This is a genomic window from Pseudonocardia sp. Ae505_Ps2 (genome assembly GCF_001932425.1).
In the GTDB taxonomy this organism is placed as follows: Bacteria; Actinomycetota; Actinomycetes; order Mycobacteriales; family Pseudonocardiaceae; genus Pseudonocardia.
In genome coordinates this window covers 3,126,673-3,146,279 of sequence record NZ_MCIP01000001.1, presented here as the reverse complement: position 1 = coordinate 3,146,279, position 19,607 = coordinate 3,126,673, and the positions used below count along the sequence as shown (strand labels likewise).

The following is a 19,607-nucleotide window of genomic DNA, read 5'->3' as shown; positions in this document are numbered from 1 at the left end:
TGCCGGACGACCGGTCCGCTCGTGCGGGGCGGGTGTCAGATCCGGGCGGGGACGCGGGGCACGGTGTCGACGAGGCGGCGGGTGTAGTCGTGCCGCGGGGTCCCGAACACCTGGGCCGGCGTGCCGAGCTCGACCACCTCCCCCGCCCGCAGGACGGCGACGCGGTCGGAGACCCGGTCGACGACCGCGAGGTCGTGGCTGACGAACAGGCAGGCGAACCCCAGCTCGCGCTGCAGCGACGCGAACAGCTCCAGCACCTCGGCCTGCACCGACACGTCCAGCGCGCTGGTCGGCTCGTCGGCGATCAGCAGCCGCGGCGACAGCGACAGGGCCCTGGCCAGCGCGACCCGCTGGCGCTGCCCGCCCGACAGCTCGCCGGGCCGGCGGGTCGCGAACTCCCGTGGCAGGCGGACCGACTCCAGCAGCTCGCCCACCCGGGAGCGCAGCTCCGGGCCGGTCCGGGCGCCGTGCACCCGCAGCGGCTCGGCGACCGAGTCCTCCACGGACCGGCGCGGGTCCAGCGACGCCGCCGGGTCCTGGTGCACCATCGCCAGCCCGCGACGCACCCGGCGCAGCCCGGAGCGCGACAGCCCGGCCAGGTCGGTGCCGTCGAGCAGCACCCGGCCCTGCGCCGGCGGGAGCAGCCCGGCCGCTGCCCGGCCGATCGTGGTCTTGCCCGACCCGGACTCGCCCACGAGCCCGACGACCTCGCCGGGCGCCACGTCCAGGCTCACGGCGTGCACGGCCCGGAACGCGGGCCGGCCGCGCCGGGGCGGGTGCACCACCGACAGGTCCTGCAGGGACAGCACCGGCACCGGCCCCTCCGGGTCGCGCGGCGCGGGGACGTCGGCGGCCTGCGCCACCGCCGCGACGGCGCTCCCCCGCGGCCGGTCGGCGAGCGTCGGCACCGCCGCGAGCAGAGCCCGCGTGTAGTCGGTCGCCGGCCGGTCGAACAGGTCCGCGACGGAGCGCTGCTCCACCACCCGGCCGCGGTGCAGCACCACGACGCGGTCGGCGAGCTCGGCGACGACGCCCATGTTGTGGGTCACCAACAGCACGCCCACGCCGGTGCGGTCGCGCAGGTCGCGCAGCAGCTCCAGGATCCGCGCCTGCACGGTGACGTCGAGCGCGGTCGTCGGCTCGTCGGCCAGCAGCAGGTCCGGCTCCCCGGCCAGCGCCAGGGCGATCACGACGCGCTGCTTCTGGCCGCCGGAGAGCTGGTGCGGGTAGGACCGCACGCGGCGCTCGGGCTCGGGCAGGTCGACCAGCCGCAGCAGCTCCACCGCCCGGCGGCGGGCCTGCGCGCGCGGCACCCGGGCGTGCGCCCGGATCGCCTCGACGAGCTGCCAGCCGACCGTGCGCACCGGGTTCAGCGCGGTCTGCGGTTCCTGGAACACCATCGCGGCGCGGGTCCCGCGGACCCGGTCCAGCGCCTCCTCGGGTGCGCCGAGGACGGAGTCCCCGGCGAGCTCGACCGAGCCGGACGCCGTCGCGGCGTCGGGGAGCAGGCCGAGCACCGACCGCGCCGTCAGCGTCTTGCCCGACCCGGACTCACCGACCAGCGCGACGACCTCCCCGCGGCGCACCGTGAGGTCGACGCCGTCGACGGCGACCGTGTCGCCGAAGGAGATACGCAGGTCCCGCACGCTCAGCACGGTGCTCATCCGGCCACCCGCCGTCCCGCCGCGAGGGCCTGCGCGACGAGCAGGAAGCCCAGCGTCAGCATCGTGACCACGGCCAGCGGGCCGAGCGCCATCGCCGGGTTGACGTCGAGGTACAGCACCGAGTCGGCGACGATCGACCCGAGCGAGGGGTCCGGTGGCCGGACCCCGATACCGATGAAGCTCATGGCACCCTCCACGAAGACGGCGACGGACAACGACACCGCGACCTGCACACCGGCGGGCTCGGCGGCGCCCGGCAGCACGTGGCGGCGCAGCACCCACCAGCGCCCGGCCCCGACCACGGTGGCCGCCTCGACGTAGGGCATCTCCCGCACCCGCAGCGCGGCACCCCGCACGAGCCGCCCGAAGATCGGGATCTCGGCGAGGACGATCACCACGACCACCGCCGTCGTGCCCGGCCCGAGGACCGCGGCCAGTGCGATCCCGAGGATCAGCACCGGGAACGCGAGCAGCACGTCGAACACCCGCTGTGCGACGACGTCGACGGCCGCCGACAGACTCGACACCAGACCGACCAGGCCACCGGCGACCGCCCCGAGCGGCACCGCGACCGCGATGATCGACAGGTTGGCGAGGATGCCGTACAGCGTCCGGCTGAAGACGTCGCGGTTCACCTCGTCGGTGCCCAGCCAGTGCGCACCGGACGCGGGCAGCAGGTTCGCACCCGGGATCTGCGCCAACGGGTCGTACGGCGCGAGCAGCGGTGCGGCGAGACCGGCGAGCACGACGACGCCGACGAGCACCGCCCCGACCAGCCCGCGCCCGCGGTACAGCGCCGACAGCGCGTGCGGGCGGCGGGTGGGACCGGGCCGGGCCGGCGCGGCCGTCCTCGCCGGGAGGATCTCGCCGGGGGCGGTGACGGTCATGCGTTCCCTCCGATCCGCACCCGCGGGTCCAGCGCGGCGTGCAGGATGTCGGTGACCAGCTGGACGGCGACGAACACCGCGACCGACAGCAGCAGCAGGACCTGCACCACCGGGTAGTCGCGGCGGCTGATGCCCTGCTCGATCAGCTGACCGAGCCCGGGCCAGGTGAAGATCAGCTCGACCAGGACGGCGCCGCCGAGCAGGTTGCCGATCTGCAGCCCCAGCACGGTGGCGACCGTGGGGAGCGCGGCGGGCAGGGCGTGGGCGAGCACCAGACGCCGGCGGGGCACGCCGAGCGCGCGGGCGGTGAGCACGTAGGGCTGCGCGAGCTCGGTGCGCAGCGACTCCACGACGAACCGCGACAGCGCGCCGGCGACCGGCAGGGCCAGGCACACCGCCGGCAGCAGCAGGTACTGCCACGTCAGGTCGGGGCGGGCGAGGAACCCCCCGGGCGGGGTCCCGCCGGAGGGCAGCACCGGGAAGGCGACCGCGAACAGCAGCACCAGCACCACACCGGTGACGAACGTCGGGACCGCGAGCGCCAGCGTGGTGAACCCGGTGACGACGGTGTCGACCCACCGGGCCCGCGACAGCACGGCCGCGACCCCGACGACCAGCGACAGCCCCACGGCCAGGACGAGCGCGGCGCCGGCCAGCCAGAGCGTGTTGACCAGGCCGGCCGCCACCAGGGTGCCGATCTCACCGCCGATCAGGTACGAGCGGCCGAGGTCACCGGTGAGGACGTTCCCCAGCCACAGCACGTACTGCTCCCACACCGGCCGGTCGAGCCCGAGCGAGACCCGGATCGTCTCGACCACCTCGGGCGAGGCGTCCGGCCCGGCGAGCGTGGTCGCCGGGTCGCCGGGGACCAGGCGCAGCAGACCGAAGATCAGCACCGAGGCGAGGAACAGCACCGCGACCGCCGACGGCAGCCGGGAGATGACGAAGCGCAGCATGTCAGGCCGCCGTGTACGCGTCGGTGAGGTCGATCTCGGCCCGCTTGGACCAACCGACCCCCTGGACCCGGTCCGAGGCGGCGAGCTGGTTGAGCACCACGCCGATCTCGACCAGGAACAGGTGCTCGAGCAGCTCGTCGGACAGCGCCGTGTAGGCGCGGCCGAGGCCGGCGGTGTCGGTCGCGGGCAGCGTCCACGCGGTGGCGGCGGCCCGCTGGTAGTCGGGCGAGACGAACCGCGAGGAGTTCTTCTGCGCGTTGAAGGGGTAGGCGCTGACGGTCAGCGTCGACGGGGTGTGCTGGGCCCACGAGTGGAACGTCGTCCACAGCCTGGGGAACTGCGCGCCGATCAGCTGCTTCACGAACTGCGCGGAATCGACCGGCTGCAGCGTGGTGGTGATGCCGATCTCGGCGAGGTCGGCCTGCACGATCTGCGCGACCGGTTCGTGGACGGGGTGGCTGGCCGGGAACGTCAGCGGCTGCGGTGGCACGGTGCCGACCTCCGCGACGAGCGCACGGGCCCGGTCGAGGTTGCGGGTGTAGGTGGCGTTGCGGGCCTCGTCGTAGGCCGGGGAGCTCTTCGGCCACGGCAGGTTGATCGGGTAGCCGGAGCCGCGCAGCACCTCGTCGACGACCCGTTGCCGGTCGATCGCGTAGGCGACGGCCTGGCGGACCCGCACGTCGGACAGCCCGGGGGCGGTGACGTTCGCGCCCACGTAGGTCTGCAGCTCCGCGCCCTCCATGGTGATCGCGTGGAAGCCCTCGGCCGCGTCCAGGGTCGCGATGTCGCGGAACGGGAGCCCGCCGACGACGTCGAACCGGTTGGATCGCAGGCCGGCCAGCAGCGCCTGGGCGTCGCCGCCGATGCTCAGCTCGACCCGGTCGAGATAGGGCCGCTCGGGGTCGCGGAAGTGCTCGTTGCGCACGTAGACGATCGAGGTGTTCGGGGTCCAGGACTCGAACCGGAACGGGCCGGTCCCGACGAACGCCTCGCCACGCCCGAGCGCGTCGATGGTCGCGGAGTCCAGGATCGGGACGGTGTCGAGCAGGTCGAGGATGTTCGACAGGGGCTCCGCGAGCCCCAGCACCACCCGGTGCGGCTGCGAGGTGTCGAACGAGGTGACGGCGGCGGCGGTGCTGCGCAGCTGCGCGGTCCACTTCGGGTCGGCGTAGGTGCGGATCGAGAACTCGACGTCGGCCGAGGTGAACGGCCGGCCCCGCTCGGTGCCGCGGCCGTGGAAGAAGACGTCGTCACGCAGCTGCAGGGTCACCGTGCGGCCGTCCGGGCTGATCTCCCAGGACGTCGCGAGCCGCGGCTGCGGCTCGAACCCGGTGTTCGGCCGGCGGACCAGGGTGTCGTAGACCAGGCCGACGGTGGTCGTGACGCCGTCGTTGGAGTTGGTGAGGAAGTTGCCGGGCACCAGGTCGGTCCGAGCGGCCAGCTTCAGGGTCCCGCCGCGCACCGGTGCGCTCGCGGCGGCGTTCCCGGCGGCACGCCGCTCGTCGACGGCGGAGGCGCACCCGGTCAGGCCCGCACCGGCCGCGCCGGCGGCCAGGACACCGAGTCCGGCGCGGCGCAGCAGGCTGCGCCGGTCGAGCGGGGAGGACAGGAGTCGGGTGGTCATCGGTGGTTCGCCTCTCGGGGGGTGGTGGGGGTCGGGAACGGCCGAGGCGCCGCGCGCGCGTCGGCGGCGACCGCGGCGGCGCGGCGGGTGGTGCCGAGCGGGTCGGCGTAGATCGGGCGCAGGCCGGCGGTGCACGCGGCGACCGCCTGCAGTGCGGACCCGAAGGTGCCCGCCTGCAGGCTGATCGGCGGGAGCGCGCTCGCCTCGGCGAAGCTCCGGGAGACGTGGGCGAGCCCGGCCCGGTAGGCGGTGAACGCCTGCCCGGCGAGGACGACGCGGTCGGGGTTGAGCACGTCGCGGACCAGCGCGACGCCGCGGCCCAGCAGGGCGGCCCGCTCGGCGAGCAGGTCGTGCGCCCGTCGGTCGCCGCCCTCGGCCGCGCCGACCACCTTCTCGATCACGGGTGCGTCCACGATCCCGGCCGCGTGCGCGGCGCGGGCCACGGCGGAGTCGCCGGCGGCGGCCGCCAGGCAGCCGGTCCGCCCGCAGTGGCAGCGTTCCCGCCCCAGCACCCCGTCCCCGCCGACGGGCAGGTGGCTGACGGTGCCGGGTCCGCCGGCGGGGGCGTGCACCCTGCCGTCGACGGTGAGCACGGCACCGACGGCCTCGCGGGCGTAGACGTGCAGGGTGGTCCCCTCGTCGACGTGCGGGGACAGCAGCGACTCGGCGCCGGCCATCGCCTCGATCTGCGGGACGACGACGACCCCCGGCAGCCCGACCCGGTCGACGATGTCGGCGAGCGGGGCGGGGTCCCAGCCGAGCCGGGGGTGACCGAACCGGTCGCGCTCACCCGACACCTGGCCGCCGACCACGAGGCCGACCTGCAGCACGGTCCGCCCCGGGCCGCGGGAGGCGAACCGTCGCAGCCGGGCGGCGAGCCCGGCCAGCGCGGTGCCGGGCTCGGCGTCGCGCGGGGTGGGCACGTCGGTCGCCGACACCACGGTGCCCCGCAGGTCACCGACGGCGAGCGTGGTGCGGTGCAGACCGACGTGCAGGCCGAGCACGCCGAACCGGTCGGTGTCGATCTCCAGCGGGATGCGGGGCCTGCCGACCGTGCCCGTGGGCACGAGGTCGGGCCGCTCGCGGACCACTCCGGCGGCGACGAGCGCGACGACCTGGCGGTTCACCGTCGCGTGCGACAGCCCGGTGGCCGTGACGAGCTCGTCGCGGAACACCACCCCGGCTCGCCGGACGGCGCCGAGCACCGCCGCCGCGGCCGGCACGCCCGCCCCGGTGACCGGCTCGGGGGCCGCGGCGCGCACGACGGCGCGGTGGGCGGGACGGTGGCCGCCGACGTGGCGGACGTGGTGCGGACGGGGCCGGGCCGACGGGCGTGCGGTCGGGTCGGCGGGGGCGGAGGGGAGGTCGGCAGGGGGTCCGGGCGTGGTGGGGCCGGGCATCGGCGGTCCTCGGGGCGCGGGCCACGACGTCGCGCGGCCCCTCGGTGGGGTCCGCGGCGCGCGGTGGCCGGGTGGTCCTGGGTGTCGGCGGGCCCCGTCCGGGCCGCGGCGGCGGACGGTCGGGGCACGGCGGCGCCGGTGGGACGTGGACCCGGCGGGGCCGATCGAGGGGGCGCGCGGTCCGGGCGGGACAGTGCGGCGGGACCGCGGGTGCGGTGGCGCCGCGCCCGCTCCGGGGTCGCGGGACGCGTCAGGGCGTCGGGTTGGTCAGACCGGTCGACAGAGTGCGGTCGCCGTGCGGCACAGATCGACGTGCCGGCGCAGGACCAGGAAGGGCAGGACGCCGGGGACCAGGCCGCGGCGCACGCCGGGCCGCGGACCGGGTCGGTCGCGGTCGTCACTCACACCGGTGACGCTAGCAGCGGCCGGGAGACCGGGTCGATGCCTGGAATCACGGCAGCGGATCACATTGACAACCGCGGCCCGCGCGGTCCCGGCGCAGGGGTTGGGATCGGCATGAGCGCAACCGTTGCCGCCGCCGCGGGCGCCTCCCTACCGTCGACGACGTGCCGGGACCGTGGTGCCCCGCTCCCCCACTCCGTCCGGAGTGGACGGTGGGCGGCCCGCCCGCCGGCGTCCTCCCGCCCCTGCCGCCGCGACCGGCGCCCCCGGGCCACCCGCACCCCACGTCTGGAGATCCGATGACCCTGCAGGCCGAGAACCCGACCCCCACCGCAGCCGCGCAGCCCGTCGTGCGCAAGGTCGGCGGACGCATCGGCGCCCGCGTCGAGGGCGTCCGCCTGGGCGGCGACCTCGACGCCGCCACCGTCGCCACGCTGCGCGCGGCGCTGCTCGAGCACAAGGCGCTGTTCTTCGGCGGACAGGGCCACCTCGACGACGAGTCGCACCTCGCGTTCGTCTCGCTGTTCGGCAGCCCGACCACCGCGCACCCGACCGTGCGCGGCGAGAAGACCCACGTGCTCCCGGTGGACTCCGACCGCGGCAAGGCCAACAGCTGGCACACCGACGTCACCTTCGTCGACCGCATCCCCGCGATCAGCTCGCTGCGCACGCTGGACCTGCCGCCCTACGGCGGCACCACCGTGTTCGCCAACACCGGCGCCGCCTACGCCTCGCTCCCGCTGCCGCTGAAGAACCTCGTCGACGAGCTCTGGGCGGTGCACACCAACGCCTTCGACTACGCCCGCGACGCCGAGACCACCACGGCGCCCGACGACGACCGGATCGCCGCCTACCGCGCCGAGTTCCGTTCCACCACCTACGAGACCGAGCACCCGGTGGTGCGCGTCCACCCGGAGACCGGCGAGCGGGTGCTCGTGCTCGGCCACTTCGTCCGGGAGTTCGTCGGGCTGAACTCCAAGGAGTCCCAGACCGTCTACCACCTGCTCCAGGACCGGATCGTCCGGCTGGAGAACACCGTGCGCTGGAACTGGTCCGACGGCGACTTCGTGCTGTTCGACAACCGGGCGACCCAGCACTACGCCGTCGCCGACTACGACGACCACCACCGCGCCCTGCGCCGGATCACCCTGGCCGGCGACATCCCGGTCTCGCCCAGCGGAGCGCGCAGCGTCGTGCGCACCGGCGACTCCTCGCACTACACGAACTAGGCCCGGCCGCCGGCCCGGCGCCCGCCCCCGCGGACGCCGGGCCGGCCCGCGTCACGCGCCCGTCCGCTTCCCGCCCGTCCCCGCCCGGAGGTCCCGTCGTGCCCACCGATCCCCCGCCCACCGCGGCCTCGCCGGTCCCGTCCGTCCCGCCCGGCGCACGGGGCTACGACGGGTTCGGCGGCACCATCGGCCGGACCGCCGCGACCTCGACGCGCTGGTGGCCGCCCGAGCCCGAGCGGGTCCGGCGACCGAACGTCGTCGTGGTCGTCGTCGACGACCTGGGCTACAGCGACATCGGCCCGTACGGCTCGGAGATCCCCACCCCGCACCTCGACCGGCTGGCCGAGGCCGGGCTCACCCTGGCCGAGCACCACACCGCACCGCTGTGCTCCCCGGCCAGGGCCGCGCTGCTGACCGGGCTCAACCCGCACCGGGCCGGGTACGGCTGGGTCGCCAACGCCGACCCCGGCTTCCCCGGCATGCGCCTGGAGCTGGGCGACGACGCCGCGACCCTCGCCGAGCACCTGCGCGCCGGCGGGTACGCCACGTTCGCCGTCGGCAAGTGGCACCTGGTCCGCGACGCGAACCTGGCACCCGGCCGGCCGCGGGACTCCTGGCCGACCCGGCGCGGGTTCGACCGCTACCACGGCTCGCTGGAGGGCCTGAACTCCTTCTTCCACCCCAACCAGATCACCGTCGACGAGCACGCCCTCGACGTCGACGAGTACCCGCCGGGCTACTACGTCACCGACGACCTCACCGACCGCGCGTGCGCGATGGTCTCCGAGCTGCGCGCGCACGACGCCACCCGGCCGTTCCTGCTGTACCTCGCGCACGTCGCGATGCACGGACCGCTGCAGGTGCCCGCCGCCGACCTCGCCGACCAGGAGGGCCGCTACGCCGCCGGGTGGGACGCCGTCCGCGAGGCCCGCTTCGCCCGCCAGCTCGACCGCGGCCTGTTCCCGCCCGGCACCCGGCAGGCCCCGCGCAACCCCGAACCCGGCTACGACGTGCCGCCGTGGGAGTCGCTGTCGCCCGACGAACGCCGCCGCTACGCCCGCTACATGGAGGTCTACGCGGCGATGGTGTCCACCGTGGACGCCTCGCTCGGCCGGGTCACCGCCCTGCTCGAGGAGCTGGGCGAGCTCGACGACACGATCATCGTGTTCACCTCCGACAACGGTGGCACCGCCGAGGGCGGCCCGGAGGGCACCCGCAGCTACTTCACCCGCTTCGTGCACCATCCCGTCCCCGCGGACTGGGAGCGCGACGTCGACCACGACGAGTCGCTCATCGGGTCCGAGGAGCTCGGCGTGCACTACCCGCGCGGCTGGGGACAGGTGTCGAACACCCCGTTCCGGTTCTACAAGGGGCAGACCTACGCCGGCGGGGTGCGGGTGCCGCTGCTGGTGTCCTGGCCGCGGGGCCTGCCCGCCGGACGGGTGCTGCGCGACTACACCTACGTCACCGACCTGGTCCCGACGCTGCTCGCGCTGACCGGGGTGCCCCGGCTCGCCGAGCGCGCGGGCACGCCGACCGCCGAGCCCGACGGCGTCGACCTGGGCGGGTTCCTGCGCGGCGAGGTGACCGCGAGCCCGCACATCGAGCAGTACTCCGAGATGGGCGGGCACCGCGGCCTCTACCGCGACGGCTGGAAGCTGCTCGCCCGCCACGAGCCGGGCCACCGCGACATCGACGACCCGGTTTGGGCGCTCTACGACGTGCGCACCGACCCCGCCGAGCTGGTCGACCTCGCCGCCGCCCATCCGCAGCGGGCCGCCGAGCTCGCCGCGGCCTGGGAGCGCACCGCCTGGGAGAACACCGTGTTCCCGCTGCTCGACCGCGGTGACCTGGCGGTGCGACGGCCGGGCGAGGCCCGCCTGGCCGAGCCGGTGCGGATCCTGCCCGGCACTCCGGTGCTGGAGCGCTACCGGTCCGCGCAGCTGGTCGCGTTCCGGTCGTTCGACGTCGAGGTCACCCTCGGCGGGCTCGCCCCGGGCGACGAGGGCGTGCTCGTCGCGCACGGCGACGCGTTCGGCGGCTACCTGCTCGCCGTCGAGGACGGGCGGCTGGTCGTGCTGCACAACGCGGGCGGCCGGGGGTCCACCGCGGACGGCCCGGCCCCGGCCGGAGCCCGCAGGGTCGTCCTGTCCGTGACGGCGACCCCGGACCTGCGCTGGCACCTCGCCGTCTCCGCCGACGGGGTCCCGGTCACCGCGCTGCCCGACCGGTGGGCGCTGACCGGGATGGCACCCTGGACCGGCATCTCGGTCGGCCGCGACGCCCGCGGGCCGGTGTCCTGGGCGCTGCGGCGGCGGCGCGGGATCTTCCGGTTCACCGGCGACCTGCGCGCGGTGACCTACCGGCCGGGCGCCCGCGTCGTGCCGGACGAGGTCGCCCGCACGGTCACCGCCGAGGCCGCGTCCCGGGCGGACTGACCCGTCGAACGGGCGGCCGGGCGGCGCCGTCGCGCTTCCCCCGTCCGCCCCCGGGCCGACCCCCACCGCCCGCCGTGCCTCAGCGCAGGCACGCCCAGAACCCGGTCAGCGCCGCGGCCCCACGGGCCGGCTCACGGGTCATCCACCAGTGGCCGAGACCGTCGAGGACCGCGACCCGGGCCCCGGCGCGGGTGGCCGCCCGGCGGCGTTGCTCCTCGGTGCCGACGACGTGGTCGGCGGTCGCCAGGACGGCGAGACCCGGCCGGGCCGCCGCGCGTTCCAGCGGCAGGCCGAGGCCGGGCGCACCGGCCGCGGCGGCGGACCGGTACAGGGAGAGCACCGCGCGGCCCATCTCCTCGCCCTGCCCGGCCGCGACGCGCGCCGCGACCGCCCGACCCATCCCGCGTTCCACCAGCACCGCGGCGCGCTCGGCGGGCGCGGCACCGAAGCGCGCCGCGACGTCGGCCTCGCCGACGCCCGGGGTCTGCCAGCGGCGGGCGAGCTCGTGCCACTCGTGGTCCGGGTCGAACACTCCGAGGGCGTCGCTGACCCAGCTGCGGACCAGGTGCGGGTGGCTCAGCACGACGTTGAGGACGTGGATGCCGCCGAAGTCGTGACCCACCAGGTCCACCGGCTCGCCGAAGGCCGCCAGCTCGCCGGCCAGCCAGTCGCGGTAGCCGGCCGGGGTGGCCTCGAACCCGGCGGGCAGGGGCGCACCGAAACCGGGCGGCGACAGGCACACCACGTCGGTCCGCGTGGGCGCGAGCTCCGCCAGCAGCAGGTCCCAGACCGCCGCCGTCTCGGGGTTGCCGTGGACGAACACCGCGGGCATCAGCCCGTCACCGGCGTCGTCGGCTGCAGGACCGACTCCACCAGCGCCTCGGTGCGCAGGTGGGTGATCGCCTGGTACTCGGGATCGCGCACCATGGCCGCGAAGGCCTCCCGGTCCGGGTAGCGGACCAGCACCACCATGTCCCACGCCTGCCCGCTCTCGGCGACCAGCGCCGGCTCACCGACACCGAGGTACACCACCTGCAGGCCGTAGCGGGGGTTGAGCTCGGCCCGGAGAGCGTCGGCGTAGCGCTGGTAGCTCTCCCGGCCGCCGTCCGGGCGGAACCGCAACAGGTTCAGCATCACGACCGGGCCACCGGGGTCGTCGGCCAGCAGGGCGTCCAGGGCGTGGTCTTCGATCTCGATCATCGGAACCTCCTGACACCCACCCTACACATACTTGTTGGATGACACGCAAATTTGTTTGCTAGTGTCCGGCCATGCGCCGTACCCAGCAGGAACGCCGCGACCAGGCCGAAGCCGCGTTGCTCACCGCCGCCGCCGAGCTCGTCGTCGAGCAGGGCGTGCGGTCGCTGACGCTCGCCCGTGTCGGGGAACGGGCCGGGTACAGCCGCGGCATCGTCACCCACCACTTCGGCGGGAAGCAGGCGTTGGTGGAGCGGCTGGCGCGCGCCACCCAGGCCGGGTTCGTCCCGGGACTCGACGACCTCCCGCCCGGCCTCGACCGCCTGCTGCGGCTGATCGACGGCTACCTCGGGGAGCTCGGCCGGATCGGTGCGTTCCACCAGGCCTTCCTGCTGCTGTGGGCCGAGGCCGCCACCCAGCCCGAGCTCGCCCCGATCTTCCGCGAACGGGACGCGGCCTTCCGCGCCGACCTGCGCGACGACGTCGAGGCCGGCATCGCGGACGGCAGCATCACGGCGGACGCCGGCGCGGACGAGGTCGCGACCGCCGTCGTCGGGCAGCTGCGCGGGATCGCGTTGCAGCGGCTGCTCGCCCCGGACAGCGTCGACACCGAGGCGCTGCGCCGGAGCGTCACCGCCCAGTGGCGCCGTGCCCTGGCCCGGTAGCCCGCTCCAGGTCCCGCAGCCACGGGGGCGCCGACACCGGGGCGGCGCCATAGGGCGCCCGTCCGGTCCTGGGAGAGGGCGCCGGATTCCGCTCCCGGCACCGCGTCGTCGGGTGCCCCACAGGGGTGCGACCCGGCACCGCCGGCCGGACCGATCGCGCAGGACGATCGACGGCGATGGCGGATCGTCGTTGGACACCGCCGGTCCCGGCCGCCTTGACTCGGACGGTGGCCGTCCCCGCTCCCCCGCCGTCCGCCCGCCACCACAGCTCGCACTGGGGTTCGTTCCGGGCCGTCACCTCCCCCTCCGGGCTCGCCGTGTTCCCCCGGCCCGGCGACCCCGACCCGTCGCCGCTGCTCGGCAACGTCGCCTCCGCCGTCGACCACCCGGCACGGGTGCGGCGCCCCGCGGTGCGGCTCGGGTGGTGGACCGACGGCCCCGGCCCGGACGCGCGACGCGGCGCCGACCGCTGGGTCGAGGTCGGCTGGGACGAGGTGCTCGACCGGCTCGCCACCGAGCTCGCCAGGGTCCGCGACACCCACGGCCCGCAGGCCGTCTACGGCGGCAGCTACGGCTGGGCCAGCGCGGGCCGGTTCCACCACGCGCAGAGCCAGGTCCACCGCTTCCTGAACACCGTGCTCGGCGGGTACGTGCGCTCGGTCGGCACCTACAGCGCGGCCGCCGCGGAGACGGTGCTGCGCCACGTGCTGGGCCCCACCGACGTCGTCTCCAAGGGGCCGGTGACCTGGGACCAGGTGGCCGCGCACACCGACACGGTGCTCGCCTTCGGCGGGATGAACCTGAAGAACTCCACGGTCGGGGCGGGCGGGATCAGCGCCCACGTGGAGCGCTCGGCGCTGGCCGCGGCAGCCGCGCGCGGCGCGCACCTGGTGAACATCGGGCCGCTGCGCTCGGACCTGCCGGCGCAGGCGCGCCCGCGGTGGCTGTCGCTGCCGCCGGGCACCGACACCGCGCTGATGCTCGGGCTGCTGCACACCCTGCTCGAGGAGGACCGGCACGACCGGGCGTTCCTGGACCGGTACTGCGTCGGCTGGGACCGGGTCGCCGGGTACCTGCGCGGCAGCGACGACGGCGTCGTCAAGGACGCCGTCTGGGCGGCGGGGATCACCGGGGTGGCGGCCGAGGCGATCCGCGGGCTCGCGCGGTGCGCGGCGGCCGGGCGGACCCTGGTCACCGTCGCGCAGTCGCTGCAGCGCGCCGAGTTCGGCGAGCAACCGGTCTGGGCGGGGATCGCCCTGGCCGCCGCACTCGGCCAGATCGGGCTGCCCGGCGGCGGGTTCTGCTACGGGCTGGGCTCGATCGGGCACTACGGCAGGCCCCGGGTCGACGTCGCGATCGGGGCGCTCCCCCAGGGCACGGGTGGCGTCGACGAGGCGATCCCGGTGGCCCGGGTCGCGGACATGCTGCTGCACCCCGGCGAGCCCTACGACCACGACGGCCGCCGCGGCCGCTACCCGCACGTGCGACTCGCCTACTGGGCGGGCGGCAACCCGTTCCACCACCACCAGGACCTCGGGCGGCTGCGCCGGGCCGTCGCCCGGCTCGACACCTTCGTGGTGCACGAGCCGGCCTGGACCGCGACCGCCCGGCACGCCGACGTCGTGCTCCCGACGACCTGGACGATCGAGCGTGACGACATCGGCGCGAGCCGCCACGACCCGGTGATGACCGCGATGCACCGGCTCACCGACCCGCCCGGCGAGGCCCGCGACGACCATGCCGTCCTCGCCGCGCTCGCCGAGAGGCTCGGCGCGGGCGCGGCGTTCACCGGCGGCCGGGACACCGACGGCTGGCTCGCCCACCTCTACGAGGTGACCCGCGCCGACCTGGCCGCCCGCGGTCTGCCCGCTCCGTCCTACGGCCGGTTCCGCGTCGAGGGCGAGCTCGCGCTCCCCACCCGTCCCGACGACGGGGACGTGCTCGCCGCGTTCCGCGCCGACCCCGCAGCGCACCCGCTGCCGACGCCGTCGGGCCGCATCGAGCTGTACTCGGCGACCGTCGCCGCATTCGGCTACGCCGACGCCCCCGGGTACCCGGTGTGGCGGGCACCGACCGACGCGCCGACCGCGCGGCACCCGTTGTGGCTGGTCGCGAACCAACCGGCGACCCGGCTGCACTCGCAGCTGGACTTCGGTGCGCACAGCGCCGCGCACAAGATCGACGGCCGCGAGGTCGTCGCCGTCCACCCGGACGACGCCGCGACCCGCGGCATCGCCGACGGCGACCTGGTCCGGCTGCACAACGACCGCGGGGCCTGTCTGGCCGCGGCCCGGGTCACCGACGAGGTGCGGGCCGGGGTGGTGCAGCTGCCGACCGGGGCCTGGTTCGACCCACTGGACCCGGCGGCGGAGCGGCCGTTCTGCGTGCACGGCAACCCGAACGTGCTCACCCGCGACGTGGGCACCTCGCCGCTGGCGCAGGGCTGCACCGGCCAGCACGCGGCCGTCGAGCTGACCCGCCACGACGAGCCGGTGCGCCCGGTGGGGGCGCACCGGCCGCCGGTGTGACCCGGGCGCGGGTCAGGCCGGGGACCAGCCCCAGGCCGGGGCGACGGCGGCGAGGTCGGTGAGCAGCCGGACGTTCGCCCCGGGCCCGAAGCCCGGTGGCAGGAACAGCACGACCTCGTCGGCGGCGGCGATCCCGGGGTCGGCGAGCACCGAGGCGGCGACCTCGTCGGGGGTGCCGTGGTGCACCGGGCTGATCCGCTGCCCGGCCGGGAGCTGCGCGCCGACCACCGGTTCGAGTGCGCCGCGCGGCCGGGACGCGGCCATCCCCTCGGTGCGGCGCTGGTGGTCGTAGGCGGCGTAGGTCTCGCGCAGCGCCGCGGTGGTCCCGGGCAGGATCGACGCGGCGACGGCGACCGGCGGCGGGGTGGAGCCGTGCACCTCGTACCAGGTGTCGCGGTAGGCCGCGATCACCCGGGCCTGGTACTGCGCGAACGTCTCCCCCTCGGCGAGGCCGTGCAGCACGGTGCCGGTGATCAGGCCGAGCCCGAGGCGGGCCGCGCGGCGCGCGGAGTCGGTGCTCGCCGCGCCGATCCGCAGCCGGCCGCGCAGCCCGGGGCTGTGCGGGGTGACCCGGATCGGGGTGCCGACCGGGGCGCCCTGGCCCGGCCCGTCGACGACGTGCAACGGCTCGCCGGACACCCCGGCGAGGAACCGGTCGAGCCGGCGCAGCGCCTCGGTCCGCGGGTCGGTGTCGACACCGCCGAACACCGCGTCCCACGACGCCTGGGAGCCGGTCGCGAGCGCCAGCTCCAGCCGGCCGCCGACGAGCAGGTCGGTGGTCCCGGCGGCCTCGGCGAGCAGCACCGGGTCCTGGTAGCGCATCGGGAGCACCGCGGAACCGAGCCGGATCCGCGACGTGTGCTGCCCGACGGCGGCGAAGAACGGCAGCGGCGAGGACAGGTAGTGGTCGAAGTGACGCTGGTAGGCCCACCCGGCGTCGTAGCCGAGGTCCTCGGCGGCCCGGTAGAGCGCGATCCCCTCGGCGAGCCCGGCGGCGGGGCCGTGGTCGTCGGACCAGGACACCCGGGTGTTGAAGCCGAGCCCGGTCACCGGGCGAGGCCCGCCCGCCGGAGCGGCCGTCCGTGGGCCCGACGCGGTCGACGACGTGGCCGGGGCGTTCACGCGGCGGCCCGCCCGGTCCCGGGCAGCGAGGCGAGCAGCGTGCGGGTGTACTCCGCGCGCGGCTCGTCGAAGATCGACGCGACCGGACCGGACTCGACCACGCGTCCGTGCTGGAGCACCGACACCGTGTGCGCGAGCTGGCGGACCAGTGCCAGGTCGTGCGAGACGAACACGTAGGTGAGCCCCAGCTCGGCCTGCAGCCGCAGCAGCGTCTCCACGATCCCGGCCTGCACCGTGACGTCGAGCGCGGAGGTCGGCTCGTCGAGCACGATCACGTCCGGTCGCAGCACCAGGGCGCGGGCGAGCGCGACCCGCTGCCGCTGCCCGCCCGACAGCGCGGCCGGGCGCCGGTCGAGCAGCTCCTCGGCCAGACCGACCGAGGCGAGGGCGGCCCGCACCAGCGCGGTGCGCTCGCCGCGGTCGCCGACCCGGAACCGGTCCAGCGGCTCGCGGACCAGCCGTCCGACCTTCCATCGCGGGTCCAGCGAGGTGAACGGGTTCTGGTAGACGAGCTGCAGGTGGCGACGGATGTCGCGCAGCTCGGCGCGCGAGCGGCCGTGCAGCGTGCGACCCGCGACGACGATCCGCCCGGCGTCGGGCCGCTCCAGGCCGAGCAGCATCCGGACCGCGGTCGTCTTGCCCGACCCGGACTCACCGACCAGCGCGTGGGTGGTGCCCGACGGCACGCGGAACGACACATCGTCGGCGGCGACGACACCGCCCGGGAAGGTCTTGGCGACGCCGTCGAGCTCGATCCGCGGCTCGGCCCCGGACCGTGCCCGTCCGACCGCGCGCAGCTCGGCCCAGCGGTCGGGGTGCAGCGCGGGCACGTCGGCGTGCAGCCGGCGCGCGTACTCCGAGGCCGGGCGCTGCGAGACCTGCCGGGTCGGGCCGGTCTCCTGCACGGTGCCGTCCTTGAGCACGAGCAGCTCCTCGGCCCGGTCGGCGGCGACGGCCAGGTCGTGGGTGATCAGCAACAGCCCGATCCCGAGCTCGGTGCGCAGACCGGTGAGCAGGTCGAGGATGCGGCGCTGCACGGTCACGTCGAGCGCCGAGGTCGGCTCGTCGGCGACCAGCAGCGACGGCTGGGGCAGGACCGCGAGGCCGATGAGGACGCGTTGCAGCATCCCGCCGGAGAGCTGGTGCGGGTAGGCACCGTAGACCCGGACCGGGTCGGGCAGCCCGACGCGCTCCAGGGTGTCGAGCACCAGGGCGCGCCGGTCCGCGGGCGCGACGCCGGCGGCGAGCGCGGCCGCCTCCAGGGCCTGCGAGCCGATGGTGCGGACCGGGTTGAGCGAGCTGGCCGGATCCTGCGGGACGAACCCGAGGGTGCGTCCCCGCAGTGGCCGGAACGCGCGCTCGGACAGGCCCAGCACCTCGCGGCCGTCGACCTCGACCCGGCCGGTGGCCCGGCCGGGTGTGGGCAGCAGCCGCAGCAGCGAGCGGGCGATCGTGGACTTGCCCGATCCGGACTCGCCGATCACCGCGAGCGAGCCGCCCGCGGCCAGTGTCAGGTCCACACCGGACACGACGCGGTGGTGGCCGTAGTGCACGGTCAGGTCCGAGACCCGCAGCAGCGGCGGTCCGGGCAGGTCGGTGGGTTCCGCGGCGCCGGCGGGATCGGCACCGGTGTCGGTGTCGGTGTCGGTGTCGGTGTCGAGGACGGTGCCGGTCAGTCGGTCGTGCGGAGCCATCGGCTGATCCTGTTCACGGAGAGGACGGTGACGATCGTGACGAGTGCCGGCGCCCAGACGAGCCAGGGCGCCAGCGGGTAGTCCTTGCCGGTCGCGACGAGCAGACCCCAGTCCGAGGCGGGCGGCGGGTCGCCGTAGCCGAGGAACGCGAGGCTGGCGATGACCAGCACCGAGAGCCCGAACTGCAGGACGGCGAGCTGCAGCACCGAGCGCGAGGCGTTGGGCAGGACGTGGCGCAGCAGCACGTGCCAGCGGGAGCCGCCGAGCAGCAGGGCGGCCTCGACGTAGACGGCCGAGCGGGTCTTGAGCACCTCCGAGCGCATCACCCTGGCGAACACCGCGATCGCGGAGATGCCGGTGGCGACGGCGGCGTTGATGGTCTGGAACCCCAGCGCGCTGACGATCACCACGGCGAGCAGGAAGCTGGGGATGGCGAGCAGGACGTCGACGAGCCGGGCGAGCACGACGTCGACGAGGCCGCCGAGGAACCCGGCGAGCAGCCCGATCGCGCCACCCACGAGGACACCGATCGCAACCGCGACCAGCGCGCTGGTCACCGAGGACGCGGTGCCGTGCACGATCCGGGCGAACACGTCACGGCCCAGCTGATCGGTGCCGAGCAGGTGCCCGGCGCCGGGTGGGCGGAACAGCTCCGAGGGGATCCCGTCGACCGGGTCGTGGCTGGTGAACAGCCCGGGCGCGACCGCCCAGGCCAGCACGAGCGCGACGACCACGAACGAGGCCAGCACCGTCGGCGGCGCCCACCGACGGGTCCGGGCGGCGCGGGCGTCCGGCTCGGGTGCCCCGTCGGTGCGGGTGAGGGCGGGGGCGCTCATGCGGTCACTCCTGCTTCCTGGCGGGCCACCGGTCGCACCCGCGGGTCGAGCAGCGGATAGACCAGGTCGGCGACGAGGTTGACGACGACGAACACGACGGCGGCGAGGGTGACCACCGCCTGCAGGACGGGCAGGTCCTGCATGGCGACCGAGCGTTCGACGAGACTGCCGAGCCCGGTGCGCCCGAAGACCGCCTCGATGATCACCGCGCCGCCGAGGACCTCACCGACCATCAGCGCGAAGACCGTCACCACCGGCAGCGACGACGGCCGGAGCAGGTGCCGCGCCAGCAGCCGGGTCCGGGTGAGCCCGCGGGAGCGGGCCACCGCCACGTACTCCTGGTCGGCCTCGTGATCGAGGTTGGCGATGAGCACCTCGGCGATCTGGGCGGAGACCCAGATCCCGAGGGTGAGCGCCGCGAAGAAGGTCGCGACGGCGGAGTCGGCGTCGATGGCCCGGAACCACCCGAGCCGGAAGGAGAACACCTGGATCAGCAGCAGCCCGACCAGGAAGGTCGGCGCCGACAGCGACAGCGCGGGCACCGACCGCAGGATCGAGCTGTACGGGGCGGGCAGCCGGTGCACACCGAACGCGACGCCGAAGGCGATCACGACGGCGATCGTCATGGCCGATGCGGCGAGCGCCAGGGTGGAGGGCAGCGCCTCGGCCACCATCCCGGACACCGGCAGGTTGGACCGCAGCGAGAGGCCGAGGTCGCCCGTCACGAACCGGGACGCCGACTCCCACAGCTGGACCGGGACGGGGCGGTCGAGGCCGTAGTAGGCCACGATCCGCGCGATCTCCTCCTCGGTGAACCCGTTCTCGGGGTTGCGCAGCGTCGTCGTCACCGGGTCGCCCGGCAGGACGCTGATCACGACGAAGGTGAACACGTAGGCGAGGGCCACCACGACGAGCGACTGCCCGGCGCGGCGCAGCGCGTAGCTGACGTAGTCCCGGTTCATCGC

General features: G+C 75.7%; 16 protein-coding genes. 4 read left to right on the top strand and 12 right to left on the bottom strand.

Features of this window, described 5'->3' with window-relative positions; all coding sequences use genetic code 11:
• Window positions 1-35: 35 nt before the first annotated feature.
• From Ae505Ps2_RS15065 to Ae505Ps2_RS32035, 6 genes are all read right to left on the bottom strand, one after another.
• A complete protein-coding gene (locus tag Ae505Ps2_RS15065; protein WP_075307385.1) occupies window positions 36-1,664 on the bottom strand; it encodes an ABC transporter ATP-binding protein in 1,629 nt (542 codons plus the stop codon).
• On the bottom strand, window positions 1,661-2,551 hold the full coding sequence (locus tag Ae505Ps2_RS15060; RefSeq protein WP_083695750.1) for an ABC transporter permease: 891 nt from the start codon (window positions 2,549-2,551) through the stop codon (window positions 1,661-1,663). Before Ae505Ps2_RS15060 ends, Ae505Ps2_RS15065 begins: the two co-directional genes overlap by 4 nt.
• Window positions 2,548-3,507: an ABC transporter permease gene (locus Ae505Ps2_RS15055; RefSeq protein WP_075307387.1), complete on the bottom strand. Its 960-nt coding sequence runs from the start codon at window positions 3,505-3,507 to the stop codon at window positions 2,548-2,550. The genes Ae505Ps2_RS15060 and Ae505Ps2_RS15055 overlap by 4 nt, the downstream gene beginning before the upstream one ends.
• A 1-nt stretch (window position 3,508) precedes the next feature.
• Window positions 3,509-5,131 carry an ABC transporter substrate-binding protein gene (locus Ae505Ps2_RS15050; RefSeq protein WP_075553720.1) on the bottom strand — a complete coding sequence of 541 codons (1,623 nt, stop codon included), beginning with the start codon at window positions 5,129-5,131 and terminating at the stop codon, window positions 3,509-3,511.
• Window positions 5,128-6,531, bottom strand: a complete 1,404-nt coding sequence (locus tag Ae505Ps2_RS15045) for an ROK family protein (protein WP_075553719.1) — start codon at window positions 6,529-6,531, stop codon at window positions 5,128-5,130. The genes Ae505Ps2_RS15050 and Ae505Ps2_RS15045 overlap by 4 nt, the downstream gene beginning before the upstream one ends.
• Before the next feature lie 267 nt (window positions 6,532-6,798).
• Window positions 6,799-6,936, bottom strand: coding sequence for a putative leader peptide (locus Ae505Ps2_RS32035; RefSeq protein WP_158071509.1), 138 nt, complete (start codon window positions 6,934-6,936; stop codon window positions 6,799-6,801).
• 296 nt (window positions 6,937-7,232) lie between these two features.
• On the opposite strand from Ae505Ps2_RS32035, the gene Ae505Ps2_RS15040 reads away from it, so the two are divergent.
• The gene (locus Ae505Ps2_RS15040) at window positions 7,233-8,162 is read left to right on the top strand and encodes a TauD/TfdA family dioxygenase (RefSeq protein ID WP_020623340.1); all 930 of its coding nucleotides are present in this window, start codon (window positions 7,233-7,235) and stop codon (window positions 8,160-8,162) included.
• A 98-nt stretch (window positions 8,163-8,260) separates the two neighbouring features.
• Complete coding sequence (locus Ae505Ps2_RS15035) at window positions 8,261-10,600, top strand: arylsulfatase (protein WP_075553718.1); 2,340 nt, start codon at window positions 8,261-8,263, stop codon at window positions 10,598-10,600.
• Between the two features lie 79 nt (window positions 10,601-10,679).
• Here the strand turns inward: Ae505Ps2_RS15035 and Ae505Ps2_RS15030 are convergent, their stop codons facing one another.
• Window positions 10,680-11,432 (bottom strand): alpha/beta fold hydrolase, encoded by a 753-nt coding sequence (locus Ae505Ps2_RS15030; protein WP_075307395.1) that lies wholly within the window; start codon window positions 11,430-11,432, stop codon window positions 10,680-10,682.
• Complete coding sequence (locus tag Ae505Ps2_RS15025; protein ID WP_020623337.1) at window positions 11,432-11,800, bottom strand: DUF1330 domain-containing protein; 369 nt, start codon at window positions 11,798-11,800, stop codon at window positions 11,432-11,434. The genes Ae505Ps2_RS15030 and Ae505Ps2_RS15025 overlap by 1 nt, the downstream gene beginning before the upstream one ends.
• Window positions 11,801-11,871: 71 nt before the next feature.
• Between Ae505Ps2_RS15025 and Ae505Ps2_RS15020 the strand changes: the two genes are divergently transcribed.
• A complete protein-coding gene (locus tag Ae505Ps2_RS15020; RefSeq protein ID WP_020623336.1) occupies window positions 11,872-12,462 on the top strand; it encodes a TetR/AcrR family transcriptional regulator in 591 nt (196 codons plus the stop codon).
• Between the two features lie 227 nt (window positions 12,463-12,689).
• The gene (locus tag Ae505Ps2_RS15015; protein WP_233147605.1) at window positions 12,690-14,990 is read left to right on the top strand and encodes a molybdopterin-dependent oxidoreductase; all 2,301 of its coding nucleotides are present in this window, start codon (window positions 12,690-12,692) and stop codon (window positions 14,988-14,990) included.
• A gap of 12 nt (window positions 14,991-15,002) precedes the next feature.
• Here Ae505Ps2_RS15015 and Ae505Ps2_RS15010 read toward each other — a convergent pair whose 3' ends face one another.
• From Ae505Ps2_RS15010 to Ae505Ps2_RS14995, 4 genes are all read right to left on the bottom strand, one after another.
• Entirely contained in the window at window positions 15,003-16,040 is a 1,038-nt protein-coding gene (locus Ae505Ps2_RS15010) for an LLM class flavin-dependent oxidoreductase (RefSeq protein WP_075307399.1), read from the bottom strand.
• Between the two features lie 68 nt (window positions 16,041-16,108).
• Window positions 16,109-17,806 (bottom strand): ABC transporter ATP-binding protein, encoded by a 1,698-nt coding sequence (locus Ae505Ps2_RS15005; protein WP_075553717.1) that lies wholly within the window; start codon window positions 17,804-17,806, stop codon window positions 16,109-16,111.
• The gene (locus Ae505Ps2_RS15000) at window positions 17,785-18,642 is read right to left on the bottom strand and encodes an ABC transporter permease (RefSeq protein WP_020623332.1); all 858 of its coding nucleotides are present in this window, start codon (window positions 18,640-18,642) and stop codon (window positions 17,785-17,787) included. The genes Ae505Ps2_RS15005 and Ae505Ps2_RS15000 overlap by 22 nt, the downstream gene beginning before the upstream one ends.
• Window positions 18,639-19,604, bottom strand: a complete 966-nt coding sequence (locus Ae505Ps2_RS14995) for an ABC transporter permease (RefSeq protein WP_020623331.1) — start codon at window positions 19,602-19,604, stop codon at window positions 18,639-18,641. Before Ae505Ps2_RS14995 ends, Ae505Ps2_RS15000 begins: the two co-directional genes overlap by 4 nt.
• Window positions 19,605-19,607: the final 3 nt, after the last annotated feature.

Bases quoted from the DNA above. Each gene is read 5' to 3' on its own strand.
- Ae505Ps2_RS15065 (WP_075307385.1), bottom strand. From the start codon at position 1,664: ATGAGCACCGTGCTGAGCGTGCGGGACCTGCGTATCTCCTTCGGCGAC.
- Ae505Ps2_RS15000 (WP_020623332.1), bottom strand. From the start codon at position 18,642: ATGAGCGCCCCCGCCCTCACCCGCACCGACGGGGCACCCGAGCCGGAC.
- Ae505Ps2_RS15040 (WP_020623340.1), top strand. From the start codon at position 7,233: ATGACCCTGCAGGCCGAGAACCCGACCCCCACCGCAGCCGCGCAGCCC.
- Ae505Ps2_RS14995 (WP_020623331.1), bottom strand. From the start codon at position 19,604: ATGAACCGGGACTACGTCAGCTACGCGCTGCGCCGCGCCGGGCAGTCG.
- Ae505Ps2_RS15060 (WP_083695750.1), bottom strand. From the start codon at position 2,551: ATGACCGTCACCGCCCCCGGCGAGATCCTCCCGGCGAGGACGGCCGCG.
- Ae505Ps2_RS15025 (WP_020623337.1), bottom strand. From the start codon at position 11,800: ATGATCGAGATCGAAGACCACGCCCTGGACGCCCTGCTGGCCGACGAC.
- Ae505Ps2_RS15020 (WP_020623336.1), top strand. From the start codon at position 11,872: ATGCGCCGTACCCAGCAGGAACGCCGCGACCAGGCCGAAGCCGCGTTG.
- Ae505Ps2_RS15055 (WP_075307387.1), bottom strand. From the start codon at position 3,507: ATGCTGCGCTTCGTCATCTCCCGGCTGCCGTCGGCGGTCGCGGTGCTG.
- Ae505Ps2_RS15005 (WP_075553717.1), bottom strand. From the start codon at position 17,806: ATGGCTCCGCACGACCGACTGACCGGCACCGTCCTCGACACCGACACC.
- Ae505Ps2_RS15045 (WP_075553719.1), bottom strand. From the start codon at position 6,531: ATGCCCGGCCCCACCACGCCCGGACCCCCTGCCGACCTCCCCTCCGCC.
- Ae505Ps2_RS15050 (WP_075553720.1), bottom strand. From the start codon at position 5,131: ATGACCACCCGACTCCTGTCCTCCCCGCTCGACCGGCGCAGCCTGCTG.
- Ae505Ps2_RS15030 (WP_075307395.1), bottom strand. From the start codon at position 11,432: ATGCCCGCGGTGTTCGTCCACGGCAACCCCGAGACGGCGGCGGTCTGG.